Here is a 17,125-nt window from a genome sequence, read left to right as displayed (position 1 = left end):
AACGGGACTATCCAGGACGGCTCCGACGCCGTGATCACACCAGCCACAGCAAGATCATCTCATCTGTGACCGGCAGTTACGGGACAACCCTTAGTGTGTTTGGGGGCGGCCGCTCACCATCCGAAAAGACGCAAGATCCACCTCCTCCGGCACTGCACCATCCGAAGACGGATGCGATCCCAGCGGGTGGGCTTGCGGTGGCGGCCCATGGGCACCCCCTTCCACGACGCCGCCCATGTCCCGGTGGACGGCACGTTCAGGAACTCGGGCCGGGCCCCGAGGGCCGGGGTCCGGATCGATGTCCTTGGAAGGGGGCACCCCACACAACTGGGGCGCCGACAAGGACGCTACCGCCCGCAACCCCTCTGACCAGCCCGCATCCGCCCCGAACGCAACCGCGCGCCCCCGCCCCCGGCCGCCGGGCACGCCGACGGACATGCGAAAGGGGCCGGTCGGCTCACCCGAGTGAGCTGACCGGCCCCTGTCACGTCCCAGGGACTGGGGGTTACCGCCGGTGCACCGAGTCCGCCACCGTGACCTCGACCCGCTGGAACTCCTTCAGTTCGCTGTAGCCGGTGGTGGCCATGGCGCGGCGCAGGGCGCCGAAGAAGTTCATCGAGCCGTCGGGCGTATGCGAGGGGCCCGTCAGGACCTCCTCGATGGTGCCGACCGTGCCGAGGTCGACCTTCTTGCCGCGCGGCAGCTCCTCGTTGACGGCCTCCATGCCCCAGTGGTGGCCACGGCCCGGCGCGTCGGTCGCGCGCGCGAGCGGGGAGCCCATCATCACCGAGTCGGCGCCGCAGGCGATCGCCTTGGGCAGGTCGCCGGACCAGCCGACGCCGCCGTCCGCGATCACGTGCACATACCGGCCGCCGGACTCGTCCATGTAGTCGCGGCGGGCCGCGGCGACATCCGCCACCGCCGTCGCCATCGGGACCTGGATGCCCAGCACGTTGCGCGTGGTGTGCGCCGCGCCGCCGCCGAAGCCGACCAGGACGCCCGCCGCGCCCGTGCGCATCAGGTGCAGGGCCGCCGTGTAGGTGGCGCAGCCGCCGACGATCACCGGGACGTCGAGCTCGTAGATGAACTGCTTCAGGTTCAGCGGCTCGTGCGAGCCGGAGACGTGCTCGGCCGACACCGTCGTACCGCGGATGACGAAGATGTCCACGCCCGCGTCGACGACGGCCTTGGAGAACTGGGCCGTGCGCTGCGGGGAGAGCGCGGCGGCGGTGACCACGCCGGAGTCGCGCACCTCCTTGATGCGCCGGCCGATCAGGTCTTCCTTGATGGGGGCGGCGTAGATCTCCTGGAGGCGGCGGGTGGCCGCCTCGACGGGCAGGCCCACGATCTCGTCGAGCAGCGGCTGCGGATCCTCGTGCCGCGTCCACAGGCCCTCGAGGTTGAGCACGCCGAGGCCGCCCAGCTCGCCGATGCGGATCGCGGTGGCCGGGGAGACGACCGAGTCCATGGGGGCGGCCAGGAAGGGCAGCTCGAAACGGTAGGCGTCGATCTGCCAGGCGATCGAGACCTCCTTCGGGTCCCGCGTACGGCGGCTGGGGACGACGGCGATGTCGTCGAAGGCGTACGCCCGGCGGCCGCGCTTGCCGCGCCCGATCTCGATCTCAGTCACGTGTGTGGCCTTTCCCTGATGCGTTCAGCGTCTTCCAGTATCGCCGACGGGTACGACAAGGGCGGCCCCGGATACTCCGGGACCGCCCTCGCCGTGCCGCACGCGCGCGTGTGCGACTACTTGCTGCTGTAGTTCGGCGCCTCGACCGTCATCTGGATGTCGTGCGGGTGGCTCTCCTTGAGGCCCGCGGAGGTGATCCGCACGAAGCGGCCCTTGGACTCCATCTCCTCGATGGTGGCGGCGCCCACATAGCCCATGGTCTGGCGCAGACCGCCGACGAGCTGGTGCAGCACGTTGCCGAGCGGGCCGCGGTAGGGCACCTGGCCCTCGATGCCCTCGGGCACGAGCTTGTCGTCCGCGGCGACCTCGGCCTGGAAGTAGCGGTCCTTGGAGTACGACTTGGCCTGGCCGCGGGACTGCATGGCGCCCAGCGAGCCCATGCCGCGGTACGACTTGAACTGCTTGCCGTTGATGAACTGCAGCTCGCCCGGCGACTCCTCGCAGCCCGCGAGCAGCGAGCCCAGCATCACCGTGTCGGCGCCGGCGGCGAGCGCCTTGCCGATGTCGCCGGAGTACTGCAGACCGCCGTCGCCGATCAGCGGGATCCCGGCCGGGCGGGCGGCGAGGGAGGCCTCGTAGATGGCGGTGACCTGCGGGACGCCGATGCCGGCGACCACGCGGGTGGTGCAGATCGAGCCGGGCCCGACGCCGACCTTGATGCCGTCGACGCCGGCGTCGATCAGGGCCTGGGCGCCGTCACGGGTGGCGACGTTGCCGCCGATCACGTCGACGCGGACGCTCGACTTGATCTTCGACATCCAGCTGAGGGCGTTGCTGTTGTGGCCGTGCGAGGTGTCGACGACCAGGAAGTCCACACCGGCCTCGGCGAGGGCCTGGGCGCGCTCCAGCGCCTCGGGGCTGGCGCCGACGGCGGCGCCGACGAGGAGACGGCCCTCGCCGTCCTTCGCCGCCCGGGGGTACTGCTCGGCCTTGACGAAGTCCTTGACGGTGATGAGGCCCTTGAGGACGCCCGCCTCGTCGACCAGGGGAAGCTTCTCGATCTTGTGGCGGCGCAGCAGCTCCATGGCGTCCGTGCCGGAGATGCCGACGTGGCCGGTGACCAGCGGCATCGGCGTCATGACCTCGCGCACCTGACGGGTGCGGTCGGACTCGAAGGCCATGTCGCGGTTGGTGACGATGCCCAGGAGCTTCTTGCCGCCGTCGGTGACCGGGACGCCGCTGATGCGGAACTTCGCGCACAGGGCGTCGGCCTCGGCGAGCGTGGCGTCCGGGTGCACGGTGATCGGATCGGTGACCATGCCGGACTCGGAGCGCTTCACCAGGTCGACCTGGTTGACCTGGTCCTCGATGGAGAGGTTGCGGTGCAGCACGCCGACGCCGCCCTGGCGGGCCATCGCGATCGCCATGCGGGACTCGGTGACCTTGTCCATCGCCGCCGACAGCAGCGGGATGTTGACACGGACGTTCCGGGAGATGCGGGACGAGGTGTCGACCGCGTTGGGGAGCACCTCGGATGCGCCCGGCAGCAGCAGCACGTCGTCGTAGGTGAGCCCGAGGGTCGCGAATTTTCCGGGCACTCCGTCGACGTTGGCAGTCATGACACCTTCCCCAAATGGCCTTGATCGGTGCGGATGTCCATGCTAACGGGAAGCGCACCTCCCGAATTCCACGGTCGAGTGTGACTCCGGGCTTCGTATGTTCGTACGGAAACAGTGGGCCGCCTGTTCACCGAAGGCACTGTTACCGGGGTCTGTGGCGGGATCCGTTACCGGGACGGCTACTGCTCGGCGAGCGCCCGCAGCCTGCTCAGCGCCCGGTGCTGGGCCACGCGGACCGCGCCGGGTGACATTCCCAACATCTGGCCGGTCTCCTCCGCGGTGAGGCCCACCGCGATGCGCAGCAGGAGCAGTTCCCGCTGGTTCTCGGGCAGGTTGGCCAGCAGTTTCTTGGCCCATTCGGCATCGCTGCTGAGGAGGGCGCGTTCCTCGGGGCCGAGCGAGTCGTCCGGGCGTTCGGGCATCTCGTCGGACGGGACCGCCGTCGAGCCCGGGTGACGCATCGCGGCGCGCTGGAGGTCGGCGACCTTGTGCGCGGCGATGGCGAAGACGAAGGCTTCGAAGGGCCTGCCGGTGTCCCGGTAGCGGGGCAGGGCGAGGAGGACGGCCACGCAGACCTCCTGGGCGAGGTCCTCCACGAAGTGCCGTGCGTCGCCGGGCAGCCGGGACAGCCGGGTGCGGCAGTAACGCAGGGCCAGCGGGTGGACGTGGGCCAGCAGGTCGTGGGTGGCCTGCTCGTCGCCGTCCACGGCGCGATGGACGAGCGATCCGATCGTCCCCACGGCAGTGACCGCCTCGTCATCGCGCATCGGTCCATGGTGCACTGCGGCCGGACCGGCCGTGGCACCGTGCCCGTCGTTGTGCACCGAAGCGTTATGAGCAGGTGCACCGGAACTCATCCCCTGCGCCCTCCCCTTCCGCTCGACCGACTCGTCCCCGAGGAACTCCACACCTCAAGGATGCGGCATCCGCCGCGAAACGAGCAGCGGGCACCCGGCGGGACGGGGTGCCGCTCCCGCCCGCCCTGCGGTGGGAGGGGGTGTCACCCGGCCTCCGGACCGCTTCTGAGCAGGGAGGTTCGCCCATGAGCCCGCTCCCCTCACTGAATGACCGATGTCACCCTGAACCGGCCCGATCGCATGCGCTCCGGAGGCGATCCGGATGTGATCCGCATGCGATGCGGTCGCGATCCGAACCGGTCCGATCGGCCGGACGGCCCAGGACCTGTCCCCTTGCGGACCGGTCCGGGCCACGGGGCCGGGCAGCCGGACAGCCGCTAACGGACCAGTCCCCAGCGGAAGCCGAGCGCCACGGCGTGCGCACGGTCCGAAGCGCCGAGTTTCTTGAACAGCCGCCGGGCGTGCGTCTTGACGGTGTCCTCGGAGAGGAACAGCTCGCGACCGATCTCCGCGTTGGAGCGGCCGTGGCTCATGCCTTCGAGGACCTGGATCTCACGCGCGGTGAGCGTGGGCGCCGCGCCCATCTCGGCCGAGCGCAGCCGGCGCGGGGCGAGCCGCCACGTCGGGTCGGCGAGGGCCTGGGTGACGGTCGCGCGCAGTTCCGCACGCGAGGCGTCCTTGTGCAGGTAGCCGCGGGCGCCGGCGGCGACCGCGAGGGCGACGCCGTCGAGGTCCTCGGCGACGGTCAGCATGATGATGCGTGCGCCGGGGTCGGCGGACAGCAACCGCCGTACGGTCTCGACGCCGCCCAGTCCGGGCATGCGTACGTCCATCAGAATCAGGTCCGAGCGGTCGGCACCCCAGCGGCGGAGGACTTCCTCGCCGTTGGCCGCCGTCGTCACGCGCTCGACGCCGGGCACGGTCGCGACCGCGCGGCGGAGCGCCTCTCGGGCAAGCGGGGAGTCGTCGCAGACGAGGACGGAAGTCATGGCCGCCCTCCGCAGCTGATGCGCGTCACCTTGTGCCTCCAGGCTGGTACGAATCGTCACCTGTGCGGTCGACCGTCTCGGACGCCTGCCCGAGCGTTTGTGTTTTCAACCGCCACCGCACTCTCAACGACGGTCACTCGAAAGAGTTACGGGGCTGCGTGCATTCTTCGGCACTCTACGTGAGGGCGCGGACACAGAGGAGACAGCCACACGGACCCTCAAGCTTTCATCACAACCCATGCCCCATTCAGCCCGATTTCTTCCCTTTTGCTGGTGTCTGAGGCTAGATTCGCAATGAGTCATATTTTCATCTCCTTAGATCGTAGTTGTACGGTCGTGGGCACCGTATCCGCTCAGAACGGCTACAAGGGGTCACGCAATGGCAGATTTCTCCCGCCTTCCCGGACCGAACGCTGACCTGTGGGACTGGCAGCTGCTGGCTGCCTGCCGCGGGGTGGACAGTTCGCTCTTCTTCCATCCGGAGGGTGAGCGCGGGGCGGCTCGGAGCGCTCGAGAGAACTCGGCCAAGGAGGTCTGCATGAGGTGCCCGGTCCGTGCGCAGTGCGCGGCGCACGCGCTGGCGGTACGCGAGCCGTACGGCGTGTGGGGCGGGTTGACCGAGGACGAGCGCGAGGAGCTCATGGGGCGGGCGCGCAACCGCCTGGTATCGGCGTCCTCCGGTGCGAGAGACGCCTCGTCGAACACATGAAGGAACGTTTCTTCAGAGCGGAGGGCACACGCGCGTGCCCTCCGCTTCGTGCTGGGGCCACGCCCTACTGGCGCGCCGCGGCCCGTCCCAGCTGCTCCAGCGTGGCCGTCACCGCCGGCACCTGGGCCAGGTCGGGCAGGGTGAGCGCGACGATCTCCCGCCGCACCGGCGGTTCCAGCGTCACCGCGCGGGCGCCCCGGGGCCGTACGGAGTCGATCGCGAGCTGGGGCAGGACGGCGACGCCGAGGCCGGCGCCCACCAGGCCGACCACCGCCGGGTAGTCGTCGGTCGCGAAGTCGATACGGGGCGTGAAGCCCGCGTTCTCGCACACCTGGACGAGCTGACCCCGGCAGCGCGGGCAGCCCGCGATCCACGGCTCGGCCGCGAGGTCGCCGATGGCGACGGACCCCCGGGAGCCGGTGCGCGCGAGGCGGTGGCCTTCGGGGACGAGAGCGACCAGCCGGTCCGTCAGCAGGGGCCGAACGACCAGGTCGTCCCACTCGCCTTCGCCGGCTTGCGCGGCTTTCCCGGCTTTCCCTGCCTCACCGGCGCCGCCGCCGTTGCCCGGGGCGCGTTCGTAGCGGAAGGCGAGGGCGATGTCGCAGTCGCCCTCGCGCAGCAGTTCGACCGACCTCGGGGGCTCGGCCTCCTCCAGGGAGACGCGGGTGCCGGGGTGGGCCGCGCGCAGGGCGGCGAGGGCGGTCGGGACGAGGGTGGAGCTGCCGCTGGGGAAGGAGACCAGGCGGACCCGGCCGGCCCGCAGGCCCGCGATGGCCGCGACCTCCTCCTCGGCGGCGGTCAGCCCGGAGAGGATGCCGACCGCATGCCGGACGAGGGCCTCGCCCGCCTGGGTCAGGCGCATCTCGCGGCCGCTGCGGACCAGCAGGGGCGTGCCGACGGACGCCTCCAGGGCCTTCATCTGCTGGCTGACGGCCGGCTGGGTGCAGCCCAGCTCGCGCCCGGCCGCCGAGAACGAGCCGGTGGCGGCCACGGCGCGCAGGACACGGAGATGACGGGCCTCGATCATGACGTCGAGCATAAGCGAACCTTGGACAAGGCGGCGAATAATCGGTCGACGCTTTGACATCCGGTCGCTTAGCGTGGCGGCATGAGACTTCTGTCAGTCAACCTGGGCCGTGCGAAGGCTGTGCCGTACACGGACAACCCGGAGGGCGTGACCGGGATCGACAAACGGCCGGTGGAGGGGCCGGTGCGGGTGTCCGCGCCCGGACCCAAGGGCATCGGCGGGAGCGGACTGGCCGGGGACGCGGTGTGCAAGAGACAACACCACGGCGGCGACGACCAGGCCGTGTACGCGATGGCGCGCGAGGACCTCGACGAGTGGGAACGTGCGCTGGGCCGCCCCCTGGCCGACGGGGCGTTCGGCGAGAACCTCACGACGGCGGGCCTCGACGTGTCCGGTGCGCTGATCGGGGAGCGCTGGCGCATCGGATCCGGTGTCGTACTGGAGATCACCTGCGGGCGCATCCCCTGTATGACCTTTCAGGGGCACCTGGGCGAGCAGCGGTGGGTGAAGCGGTTCACGGAGCGCGGCGCGCCGGGGGCGTACCTGCGGGTGATCACGCCGGGTGAGATCCGTGCCGGGGACCCGGTGGAGATCGTGCACCGGCCGGACCACGACGTGACGGTGGCGCTGCAGTTCCGGGCCGTCACCACGCACCGGGAGCTGCTGCCCCGGCTGCTCGCGGCGGGCGAGGCGCTGCATCCGGAGTCGCTGGCCGCGGCCCGGAAGTACACGGCGGAGCAGGGGGGCTGAGACCAGGTCACGGGCCGGGCGCTCACCGGGCCTTCACGTTCGGGAGGCCGCGTGCAGAGAACGGACGGAGGCACTCCGGGTCATTACGCTTCTGCCATGACAACGGCTCTCATTACGGGTTCGACCGCGGGCATCGGCGCCGCGTTCGCGCGCAGACTCTCGGCGGACGGGCATGATCTCGTCCTCGTGGCACGGGACACCAAGCGGCTGCGCGAGCAGGCGACCGAGTTGCACGACCGGCACGGCATCGAGGCGGAGGTGCTGACGGCCGACCTGGCGACGGACGAGGGCATCGAGACGGTGGCCGCCCGGCTCGGCGACCGCAAGAACCCCGTCGACCTGCTGATCAACAACGCGGGCTTCGGCAACAAGGGCCGCTATCTCGACGTGTCCATGGCCGACGAGCTGAAGATGCTCAAGGTGCACTGCGAGGCGGTGCTGCGGCTGACGTCCGCGGCCGCGACGACGATGCGGGAGCGCGGCCGCGGGGGCGTGGTCAATGTGGCCTCGGTGGCGGCGTTCGTGCCGCGCGGGACGTACGGGGCGTCCAAGGCGTGGGTCGTGCAGTTCACGCAGGGGGCGGCGAAGGATCTCGCGGGCAGCGGGGTGCGGCTGATGGCGCTGTGCCCGGGGTTCGTGCGCACGGAGTTCCATGAGCGGGCCGGGATGGGCACGGACAACATCCCGGGCTGGATGTGGCTGGACGCGGACAAGCTGGTCGCGGCGGCGCTGGACGATCTGGCGCGCGGGAAGTCGCTGTCGATCCCCGACCCGCGCTACAAGGCGCTGATGGGGCTGGTGAAGGTGGCGCCCCGGTCGCTGCTGGGCGGGATCAGCTCGAAGACGGGACGCAAGTACGGGCCTCGGTGACCGGGCTCGGCGAGGACCGCCCCGGGGTGGGCAGGTGGCGTCGGCGCTCCGGTGGGAGGATGGGCGTGACGGGGACCGGACCCAGGGGGGCCGGAGGCTGCGCCATGACGTTCGTACAGCTCATCGACTGCAGGACCAGCCGGTTCGACGAGATGGACCGGCTGATGGACACATGGGTCGAACAGACCAAGGGGAAGCGAACCGCGACGCACGCGGTGGTCGGCAAGGACCGTTCCGACGCGTCGCACTTCATCGAGATCGTGGAGTTCCCGTCGTACGAGGAGGCGATGCGGAACTCGAATCTTCCGGAGACCGGCAAGGTGTTCCAGGAGCTGGTGGCCCTGTGCGACGAGATGCCGACGTTCACGGATCTCGAGGTCGTGCGGGACGAGCAGTTGTATGCGGAGACCGCGCGGCGGTTCTTCGAGGCCGTGGCCGCGCGGGGTGAACTGCCGCCGCTCGACGGGCTGATCGCCGAGGAGTACCACGACCACGATCCCGCCAACGAGCAGGACACCATGGGCATGGACGCGATGCGGCGGGAGGTCGAGATGTGGCGGCGCGGCTTCGACTTCGCCTTCTCCGTCGAAGACCAGATCGGGCAGGGTGACCGGGTGTGCAACCGGTGGACCTGGCGCGGGACCCACAAGGGCGACTTCATGGGGCTTCCGGCGACGGGGAAGCAGGTCACGATGACCGGCACGACCGTCTTCCGGTGCCGGGAGGACGGAAAGCTCGTCGAGGGCTGGTGGCAGTACGACCGGCTCGGGCTGATGGGGCAGCTGGGGGCGCTGGACGCGCTGGAGACGTGAAGGCCGAGCCGTAAGCCGCGGGATGAGCCCGCGAAGAGACCGCCCGCGAAGGGGGAAGCCCCCGTTCCGTGACCGGAACGGGGGCTTCTTCGTGCTGCTCGGTGCTGCTTGCCTCAGTGGGAGTGGCCGTGGCTGTGGCCCGCGGCGGCCGGCTCTTCCTCTTCCTTCTTCTCGACGACCAGGGTCTCGGTCGTCAGCAGGAGGGAGGCGATGGAGGCGGCGTTCTCCAGGGCGGAGCGGGTGACCTTGACCGGGTCGATGACGCCGGCCTTGACCAGGTCGCCGTACTCGCCGGTGGCGGCGTTGAAGCCCTGGCCCTTGTCGAGCTCGGCGACCTTGGAGGTGATGACGTAGCCCTCCAGGCCGGCGTTCTCGGCGATCCAGCGCAGCGGCTCGACGACGGCGCGGCGGACGACGGCGACACCGGTCGCCTCGTCGCCGGTCTTGCCGAGGCCGCCCTCCAGCACCTTGGCGGCGTGGACGAGCGCGGAACCGCCACCGGAGACGATGCCCTCCTCGACCGCGGCGCGGGTCGCGGAGATGGCGTCCTCCAGGCGGTGCTTCTTCTCCTTCAGCTCCACCTCGGTGGCGGCGCCGACCTTGATCACGCACACGCCGCCGGCCAGCTTCGCGAGGCGCTCCTGGAGCTTCTCGCGGTCCCAGTCGGAGTCGGTGTTCTCGATCTCGGCCTTGATCTGGGCGATGCGGCCCACGACGTCCTCGGAGTTGCCGGCGCCGTCGACGAGGGTGGTGTCGTCCTTGGTGACGGTGACGCGGCGGGCGGAGCCGAGCACGTCGATGCCGACCTGGTCGAGCTTGAGGCCGACCTCCTCGGAGATGACGGTGGCGCCGGTGAGGACGGCCATGTCCTGGAGCATCGCCTTGCGACGGTCGCCGAAGCCGGGGGCCTTCACGGCGACCGCGTTGAACGTGCCGCGGATCTTGTTGACGACGAGGGTGGAGAGCGCCTCGCCCTCCAGGTCCTCGGCGATGATCAGCAGCGGCTTGGAGGAGTTGGTCTGGATGACCTTCTCCAGGAGCGGCAGCAGGTCGGCGATGGAGGAGATCTTGCCCTGGTTGATGAGGATGTAGGGGTCCTCGAGGACGGCCTCCATGCGCTCCTGGTCCGTCACGAAGTACGGCGACAGGTAGCCCTTGTCGAAGGCCATGCCCTCGGTGAAGTCCAGCTCCAGACCGAAGGTGTTGGACTCCTCGACGGTGATGACGCCGTCCTTGCCGACCTTGTCCATCGCCTCGGCGATGAGCTCGCCGACCTGCGTGTCCTGGGCGGACAGGGCGGCGACGGCGGCGATGTCGGACTTCTCGTCGATCGGCCGGGCGGTGGCCAGCAGGTCCTCGGAGATCGCCTTGACGGCGGCGTCGATGCCCTTCTTCAGGGCGGCCGGGGAGGCGCCGGCGGCGACGTTCTTCAGGCCCTCGCGGACGAGCGCCTGGGCCAGGACGGTGGCGGTGGTGGTGCCGTCGCCCGCGATGTCGTTGGTCTTGGTCGCCACCTCCTTCACCAGCTGCGCGCCGAGGTTCTCGTACGGGTCGTCGAGCTCGACCTCACGGGCGATCGTGACACCGTCGTTGGTGATGGTGGGGGCGCCGAACTTCTTGTCGATGACGACGTTGCGGCCCTTGGGGCCGATCGTCACCTTCACCGTGTCGGCAAGCTTGTTGACGCCGCGCTCGAGGGCGCGACGGGCGTCCTCGTCGAACTTCAGGATCTTCGCCATGGGAGCGGTTCAGCCCTCTCGGAAAACGTGGGGAACGAACTGCGCCCCCAGCACCCGGCTTCACAAAGTCGCGGGGGCCAGGGGCGCAGTTCACTGCAAAACTGGGTGAATTACTTCTCGATGATCGCGAGCACGTCGCGAGCCGAGAGGACGAGGTACTCCTCGCCGTTGTACTTCACCTCGGTGCCGCCGTACTTGCTGTACAGGACGACGTCGCCAACCTTGACGTCGAGCGGCAGGCGCTCGCCGTTCTCGAAGCGGCCCGGACCCACGGCGAGGACGGCGCCCTCCTGGGGCTTCTCCTTCGCGGTGTCCGGGATGACCAGGCCAGAGGCGGTGGTCTGCTCAGCGTCGAGCGGCTGGACCACGATGCGGTCCTCGAGCGGCTTGATGGCAACCTTGGAGCTGGTGGTCGTCACGATCCGACCTCCCCCTTCGGAGATCTCACGGGGTTAACTGTCTGAGGTGGCGACCAGGTGGATCCGTCGTCGCGGGTGCCGGACCTGCCCGTCGCTGTGTTGGCACTCTCCAGTGGTGAGTGCCAGAGCTGAGACTATGACTGCGATTAGCACTCGGTCAAGCCGAGTGCCAATCGCGTTTGGGGGCTGTCGTCCCCGGACCCCCGCTTCGGCGGAGGGGGACCCGGTCGGCGCCGCGAGGAACTCTCACACGTAGTCCTCCAAACGCCCCACCGTCAGGCCCTCCTCCTGCACCCGGCGCAGCAGCCGCGCCGTGCGTTGTCTCATGCTCGGGCCCGTCGCCTCGTCGGGGTCCACGGCGATGATGTCGCCGGGGCGCAGGCGGGGGGAGCCGTGGGCGTAGGCGAGGTCGGCGGGGCCCATGGAGACGCGCCAGAGGACGATCGCCGTGATGCCGCAGTCGGCGGCGGCGCGGCGGGTGGTGGTGTCGTAGGCGCCGTAGGGCGGGCGGAAGAGTCGGGGGCGCAGGCCGAAGCGGGCGCGGAGCTTGTCCTGCTGGCCGCAGATCTCGGCGCGCTGGCCGGCGTAGGGCAGGCCGCGCAGGGCCGGGTGGTCCAGGGTGTGGTTCTGGATGGTCGCCCCGACGGAGCGGAGGCGGGCGAAGTGGCCGTAGCCGGGGCCGACCACACTGTCCGTCAGGAACATGCTGACCGGGAGGCGCAGTTCGCGGACCATGTCGACGAAGCGGGGGTCGCGTTCGGCGCCGTCGTCGTAGGTGAGGAAGACGACCTTGTCGGTGGTCGGGACCTGGTCGACGACCGGCGGGAGGCCGACGCCGGGGCTGCCTGCGAGGGGGCGGCCGGCCGGGTGGGACGGGGCGGGGGTCAGAGGAGACGTCAGACCCCAGCGGCGGTACGGGTCCTGGGCGGCCGGGCCGGGTGGGCGGACTCCGGCGGCGGCCTTCCTGCCCAGCCGTTCGATCGGGTCGACGGACTGGGCGCAGCCGGTGAGCAGGGCGAGTGCCAGGACGCCTCCGGTAAGGGACCGGAGGCTCACAGGTAGTCCTCCAGCCGTGCCACCGCGTACCCCTTCTCCGTGACCTTGTCGAGGAACCGGCGGATCATGTCGGGCATCGTGCCCTTCCAGTCGCCGCGACCGCGGAAATGGCTCAGGACGATGTCGCCGGGGTGGATGTCCTGATCCCACTCGCGGTACTCCCAGTGGTCGACGAAGACCTCCTCGTCCCAGATGGGGGCGTATCTGATGCCGCACGACTTGGCGGCGCGCAGGGTGTCCTGGTTGTAGTTGCCGTAGGGCGGGCGGAACACGGTGGGGCGTTTGCCGTAGTGCCGCTCCATCACGTCCTGCATGCCGCAGATCTCGTGCTTCTGCTGCCGGTACGACAGCCCCGGCAGATACGGGTGGTGGAGCGTGTGGTTGTTCAGTACGACCCCGGTGGCCTGCATCTTCTTGAAGTAGCCGTAGTCGTCCTTGATCAGGTAGTCGCTGAGGAAGGCGGTGTACGGGATCTTCAGGTCGGTCATCATGCGCAGGAACGCCGGGTCCTTCTCGGAGCCGTCGTCGATGGTGAGGAAGACGACCCTGTCGCTGGTCGGGATCGTGGTGAAGACCGGGGGGAGGCCGAGCTGCTCCTGGTCGTCCACCTCGAAGCCCTCGCGGGCCGTGATCTCCGGCTTGTGCGCGGGCGGCGCGGGAGGCGTCAGCGGGACCTTCTTCAGGCCCCAGCGCTTCGCCGCGGCGACCCGGGCCTGCTGGGCGGCGCGGAGCCGGGAGGCGTACGCGTGCAGGGCGCGGGCCGGCGGGGCCGCGGGGGGCGCCGCCCGGTCCGGCTGCTGGCCCGGCGCGGGGCGGATCCCCTTGCCCGCCCCACCGGTCCCCGCGCCGCCTCCCGCGCAGCCCGTCGCGACGGCGGCCAGGGTGAGGACGGCGGCCGCGCTCCGGAGGCCCGTGAGGCGAAGCCTCGTGCGCCTCCTGCGCCTCGTCCACCTCGTGAGCCGTGTGCGCCTCATGTGCCCAATGCGCCCCGTCTCACCGGCTCCGGTGCGGCGACAACCAGCCCCATAACGGCCACTCTTGTCATCATTTTGTACGACAGATCCCATGGCGCCGGATCCTCGCAGTCACCGCTCCGGAACCCCGCCCGACACCGCCGCCGGAGGCGCACCATCCACCGACTGGCCCACAATGACCCGGTGAACGACCTCGCCCCCCTCCTCACCCCCGAGGGCCGCGCCCTCCTCGACGCCGTGCGCGGCACCGCCCCCGCCGACGAGCTCGCCGTCGCCACCCGGCTGCGCCGTGAGCACCCCGCGGACCTGGTGTCCGCGGCCCTGGGCCAGGCCCGGCTGCGGCAGCGGGCGGCGGCGAAGTTCGGGGCCGAGGACGCCGAGCGCATGTTCTTCACGCCGAACGGCGTGGAGCAGTCGACACGGGCGAGTGTGGCGACGTATCGGGCGGAGTGCTTCCGGGCGCTGGGCGTCCGCTCCCTCGCGGACCTGTGCTGCGGCAACGGCGGCGACGCCATCGCGCTCGCCCGTGCCGGGATCCGGGTGCTCGCGGTGGACCGGGATCCCCTGACCGCGGCGGTGGCGCGGGCGAACGCCGACGCGCTGGGGCTCGCCGAGCTCATCGAGGTGCGGGAGGCGGACGTCACGGACGTCGACACGAGCGGCTACGACGCCGTGTTCGTCGACCCTGCGCGGCGCGGCGGTCGTGGCCGGATTTTCGATCCGGAGGCCTATTCGCCGCCGTTGTCCTGGGCCGTCGAGGCCGCCCGCAAGGCGCCGCGCGCCGCGCTGAAGATCGCGCCCGGCATCCCCCACGAGGCGATCCCCGAGGACGCCGAGGCCGAGTGGATCTCGGACGGCGGGGATGTGAAGGAGGCCGTGCTGTGGTTCGGGACCGGCGAGCCGGGGGCCGTTCGGGCGACCCTGCTGCCCGGACCGCGGACGCTGCTCGGCGGCGGTCTGCCCGACCCGGCGGTCCGGCCGGTCGGGCGGTATCTGTACGAGCCCGACGGCGCCGTCATCCGGGCGCATCTGGTCGCCGACGTGGCCCGGGACCTCGACGGCGGGCTGATCGACGAGACCATCGCCTACGTCACCGCCGACGCTCTGCACGCCACCCCGTACGCCTCCGCCTACGAGATCACCGACCAACTGCCTTTCAACGTCAAGAAGTTGAAGGCGCTGCTGCGGGAGCGTGAGGTCGGGATCCTCACCGTGAAGAAGCGGGGGTCGGCGGTCGAGCCGGAGGAGCTGCGCAAGAAGGCGCTGCCCAGGCCGCAGGGGCGCAACTCCGTGACCGTGTTCCTGACGCGGGTGGCGGGGGCGCCGACGATGCTCGTCGGCGCCCCCGCCTGACCTGCTGTTTCCTGCTGTTTGCTGCTGTTTACTGCTGATTTGTGCCGTTTCGTGCCGTTACCCGGTGTTGCCCGCGATCACTGGCGCTGGAGCGTCTTGAGCGGCGCCAGGTTCGTCTCGTGCGAGCCGGCCGGGGCGGGTCGCTTGGCCGTGGCGCCGGCGGCGGCCTGGCCGTCGCCGGTGTCGCTGCCGTTGACGGGTGCGGCGAAGGAGCTCGTCGGCATGCCCGCCTGCGCGCCCGCCGGGACGTCGCCGTTGAAGAACGGGTGGTACACGAAGTAGGAGCTGCCCGCGCTGATCGTGGAGCCCACGGTGTTCAGCGCGGCCGGCGAGATCGAGCCGTTCACGCCGAAGGCCACCGCGAAGTTGACGGCGGCGGACTCACGCTGGAAGTAGTTGGTCAGCTCGGCCGAGGGAGCCGCCGCGCTGGTGGTCCACAGAACCGGCCCGAAGACGTTCATCGCCGAGGCGGCCGACACGCCGTCGCGCCAGGAGCCCGAGTAGGCCAGGCCGGCCTGGCTCGGCGCGGTCCACCAGAACATGGCGATGGCCACCGAGAGGGACGGGTCCGTGGTGCCCGAGATCGGGTAGTACGAGTACGTCGACGGCCACCGCGAGAAGCTCGAGTGGGTCAGCGCGTACTGCGCCGCCGAACCGACCGGGATGATCATGGTCTTGTCCGGGTTCAGGCTGTTGAGGTACGCCTGCGTCGACGCGGGCAGCTTGTTGCCGTTGGTGAGGACGACCCCGCCCGCGCTGGCCGCGCCGTCGGAGCCGGCCGCGGCCGCCGCAGACACGGCCGCACGGTACTCGGTGCCACCGGCCAGGAAGACGTACTTCGGGGCGGAGCTGATGGTCTTGGCCACCATGACCGAGGTCGAGTAGGGGTCCGTGCCCGTCAGCCGCACCGGCGTGTAGCCGAGCGCCTTCACCTGGGCGAAGACCGTGTTGTCGAGGACGGCCGTGCTGCCGACCAGGTAGACGGGCTTGCCCGGCTTCAGGGTCCGCTTCAGCTCGTTCTTCGTCGTCGAGGACAGCCCGGTCTTCTGCGTCATCAGCACCGGGCCCTCCTTCCGGCCGGCCAGGGCGGGCGCGGTGACGGCGTACGCCGGGCTGTCCTGGTTGACCAGCACCGCGGACTTGGCGTCCATCAGGCCGGGCTCGCTGTGGCCGACGGTGTTCCAGGTCCACCGGGAGGCGGCGGTGGCGGTGAGGTAGGCGTTGCCGCCCCAGACCCGGCCGGTGGTGTTCTTGCGCAGCGGCTGCCAGCTGGGGTTGTCGCCCGTGGCGGTGTCCCCGACCTTGGTGAGTTCGCCGGTGGCCAGGTCGACGTACTCGGTCGTGTGCACGTCGTCGCTGTTGGGCGAGGTGTGGGCGTCGAAGACGATCCGCTTGCCGGTGGGCGACCAGGACGGGTTGGCGAACCGGCGCGGGCCGCTGGTGCGCTGCTTGACGTCGGTGCCGTCGGCGTTCGCCGTGAAGATCTGCGGGTTGCCGTCGGCGTCCTTGCGGACGAACGCCAGCTTGGTGCCGTCCGGGGACCAGGCGGGCTGCTCGGCGTCGGCGATGGCGAGCTTCACCGTCTTGGCAGTGGCGTTGTAGACGTACACGCCGGCGGCGTCGGCGTCGCAGCTGCCGGCACGGCGCTCGAACGCGACCAGCCCGTCGACGCTCACGCTCGGCTCGGAGTCGCAGACGGTGGCCGGCTCCAGGTTCGCCGGCATCAGCGGGCCGGGCGCCCAGGCGGCGTCGGACGGGCCGTAGGCGAGCTGGCCGCCGCTCGCGAAGACCACGAAACGTCCGCCGTTCCAGAACGTAAGGTCCTCGTACGGGGCACTGGAGCGCATGCCCTGCGCCCACGGCAGGGCGAACCTCTTGGTGCCGTTGGCCAGGACGCTGTAGATCTGGCCGGACACGCTGAGCACCCGGCTGCCGTCCGGCGCCCAGGTCGCGTAGCTCCCCACGGTGGGGATCCGGCCGGTCGTGCCGGTGGCGGCGTCGATCACGCCACCGCCGTCGCTGAGGATGCGGCCCTCGGTGCCGGGCCAGGGTCCGGCGTCGTCGGCGAGGGCGCCGGATGCGGTGGCCAGGGTGCCCGCGGCGGCGAGCACCACCGCGGTGGCGAGCGCCGCGGTACGGCGGCGCGTGAAAAGTCTCAAGTTGTCGTCCCCCCAGGGATCACAAAAATGTCGATGCACATGTCGATGGAGCCGCGCGCGCGGGCCGGGTCGGCGTCGTTCCCCCGTCGCCATATCCCCCGTCGACCACACAGCCGTTTCACAGCGGCTGGATCAGCCTAGTGCGCACCAGACCCAGAGGGA

At 70.7% G+C, this 17,125-nt stretch carries 15 protein-coding genes; 5 read left to right on the top strand and 10 right to left on the bottom strand.

Annotated elements, in window-relative coordinates:
* Positions 1-505: 505 nt before the first annotated feature.
* The 4 genes from ACZ5SK_RS46255 to ACZ5SK_RS46240 all read right to left on the bottom strand — a co-directional run bounded on the left by ACZ5SK_RS46255 (position 506) and on the right by ACZ5SK_RS46240 (position 5,095).
* Positions 506-1,630, bottom strand: coding sequence for a GuaB3 family IMP dehydrogenase-related protein (locus ACZ5SK_RS46255; RefSeq protein WP_334577769.1), 1,125 nt, complete (start codon positions 1,628-1,630; stop codon positions 506-508).
* Positions 1,631-1,746: 116 nt separating this feature from the next.
* On the bottom strand, positions 1,747-3,249 hold the full coding sequence (gene guaB, locus ACZ5SK_RS46250; RefSeq protein ID WP_319333984.1) for an IMP dehydrogenase: 1,503 nt from the start codon (positions 3,247-3,249) through the stop codon (positions 1,747-1,749).
* A 179-nt stretch (positions 3,250-3,428) separates the two neighbouring features.
* Positions 3,429-4,016, bottom strand: coding sequence for a sigma-70 family RNA polymerase sigma factor (locus ACZ5SK_RS46245; RefSeq protein ID WP_079660367.1), 588 nt, complete (start codon positions 4,014-4,016; stop codon positions 3,429-3,431).
* Positions 4,017-4,483: 467 nt separating this feature from the next.
* On the bottom strand, positions 4,484-5,095 hold the full coding sequence (locus tag ACZ5SK_RS46240; protein ID WP_003948568.1) for a response regulator transcription factor: 612 nt from the start codon (positions 5,093-5,095) through the stop codon (positions 4,484-4,486).
* A gap of 379 nt (positions 5,096-5,474) precedes the next feature.
* On the opposite strand from ACZ5SK_RS46240, the gene ACZ5SK_RS46235 reads away from it, so the two are divergent.
* On the top strand, positions 5,475-5,804 hold the full coding sequence (locus ACZ5SK_RS46235; RefSeq protein ID WP_020132152.1) for a WhiB family transcriptional regulator: 330 nt from the start codon (positions 5,475-5,477) through the stop codon (positions 5,802-5,804).
* Positions 5,805-5,868: 64 nt separating this feature from the next.
* Here the strand turns inward: ACZ5SK_RS46235 and ACZ5SK_RS46230 are convergent, their stop codons facing one another.
* Positions 5,869-6,831 carry a LysR family transcriptional regulator gene (locus ACZ5SK_RS46230; protein WP_361707255.1) on the bottom strand — a complete coding sequence of 321 codons (963 nt, stop codon included), beginning with the start codon at positions 6,829-6,831 and terminating at the stop codon, positions 5,869-5,871.
* 81 nt (positions 6,832-6,912) lie between these two features.
* On the opposite strand from ACZ5SK_RS46230, the gene ACZ5SK_RS46225 reads away from it, so the two are divergent.
* The 3 genes from ACZ5SK_RS46225 (at position 6,913) to ACZ5SK_RS46215 (ending at position 9,263) form a co-directional block, all read left to right on the top strand.
* On the top strand, positions 6,913-7,581 hold the full coding sequence (locus tag ACZ5SK_RS46225) for an MOSC domain-containing protein (RefSeq protein WP_334577771.1): 669 nt from the start codon (positions 6,913-6,915) through the stop codon (positions 7,579-7,581).
* Between the two features lie 96 nt (positions 7,582-7,677).
* A complete protein-coding gene (locus ACZ5SK_RS46220; RefSeq protein ID WP_334577772.1) occupies positions 7,678-8,451 on the top strand; it encodes an SDR family NAD(P)-dependent oxidoreductase in 774 nt (257 codons plus the stop codon).
* 104 nt (positions 8,452-8,555) lie between these two features.
* Positions 8,556-9,263, top strand: a complete 708-nt coding sequence (locus ACZ5SK_RS46215; protein WP_334577773.1) for an ester cyclase — start codon at positions 8,556-8,558, stop codon at positions 9,261-9,263.
* A 113-nt stretch (positions 9,264-9,376) separates the two neighbouring features.
* Here the strand turns inward: ACZ5SK_RS46215 and groL are convergent, their stop codons facing one another.
* The 4 genes from groL to ACZ5SK_RS46195 all read right to left on the bottom strand — a co-directional run bounded on the left by groL (position 9,377) and on the right by ACZ5SK_RS46195 (position 13,544).
* A complete protein-coding gene (gene groL / locus ACZ5SK_RS46210) occupies positions 9,377-11,002 on the bottom strand; it encodes a chaperonin GroEL (RefSeq protein WP_334577774.1) in 1,626 nt (541 codons plus the stop codon).
* 110 nt (positions 11,003-11,112) lie between these two features.
* Entirely contained in the window at positions 11,113-11,421 is a 309-nt protein-coding gene (groES, locus tag ACZ5SK_RS46205; protein ID WP_020132158.1) for a co-chaperone GroES, read from the bottom strand.
* Positions 11,422-11,667: 246 nt separating this feature from the next.
* Complete coding sequence (locus ACZ5SK_RS46200; RefSeq protein ID WP_334577775.1) at positions 11,668-12,477, bottom strand: polysaccharide deacetylase family protein; 810 nt, start codon at positions 12,475-12,477, stop codon at positions 11,668-11,670.
* Entirely contained in the window at positions 12,474-13,544 is a 1,071-nt protein-coding gene (locus ACZ5SK_RS46195) for a polysaccharide deacetylase family protein (protein ID WP_468577938.1), read from the bottom strand. The genes ACZ5SK_RS46200 and ACZ5SK_RS46195 overlap by 4 nt, the downstream gene beginning before the upstream one ends.
* A 90-nt stretch (positions 13,545-13,634) precedes the next feature.
* Here ACZ5SK_RS46195 and ACZ5SK_RS46190 point away from each other — a divergent pair, with 90 nt between their 5' ends.
* On the top strand, positions 13,635-14,804 hold the full coding sequence (locus ACZ5SK_RS46190; RefSeq protein ID WP_468577937.1) for a class I SAM-dependent methyltransferase: 1,170 nt from the start codon (positions 13,635-13,637) through the stop codon (positions 14,802-14,804).
* A gap of 77 nt (positions 14,805-14,881) precedes the next feature.
* Here ACZ5SK_RS46190 and ACZ5SK_RS46185 read toward each other — a convergent pair whose 3' ends face one another.
* On the bottom strand, positions 14,882-16,963 hold the full coding sequence (locus tag ACZ5SK_RS46185; protein ID WP_468156614.1) for a cell wall-binding repeat-containing protein: 2,082 nt from the start codon (positions 16,961-16,963) through the stop codon (positions 14,882-14,884).
* Positions 16,964-17,125 lie beyond the last annotated feature (162 nt).

The organism is Streptomyces sp. NPDC031474 (genome assembly GCF_055581185.1).
The sequence above is the reverse complement of the archived record's forward strand: the minus strand, read 5'-3'. Positions and strand labels throughout refer to the sequence as shown.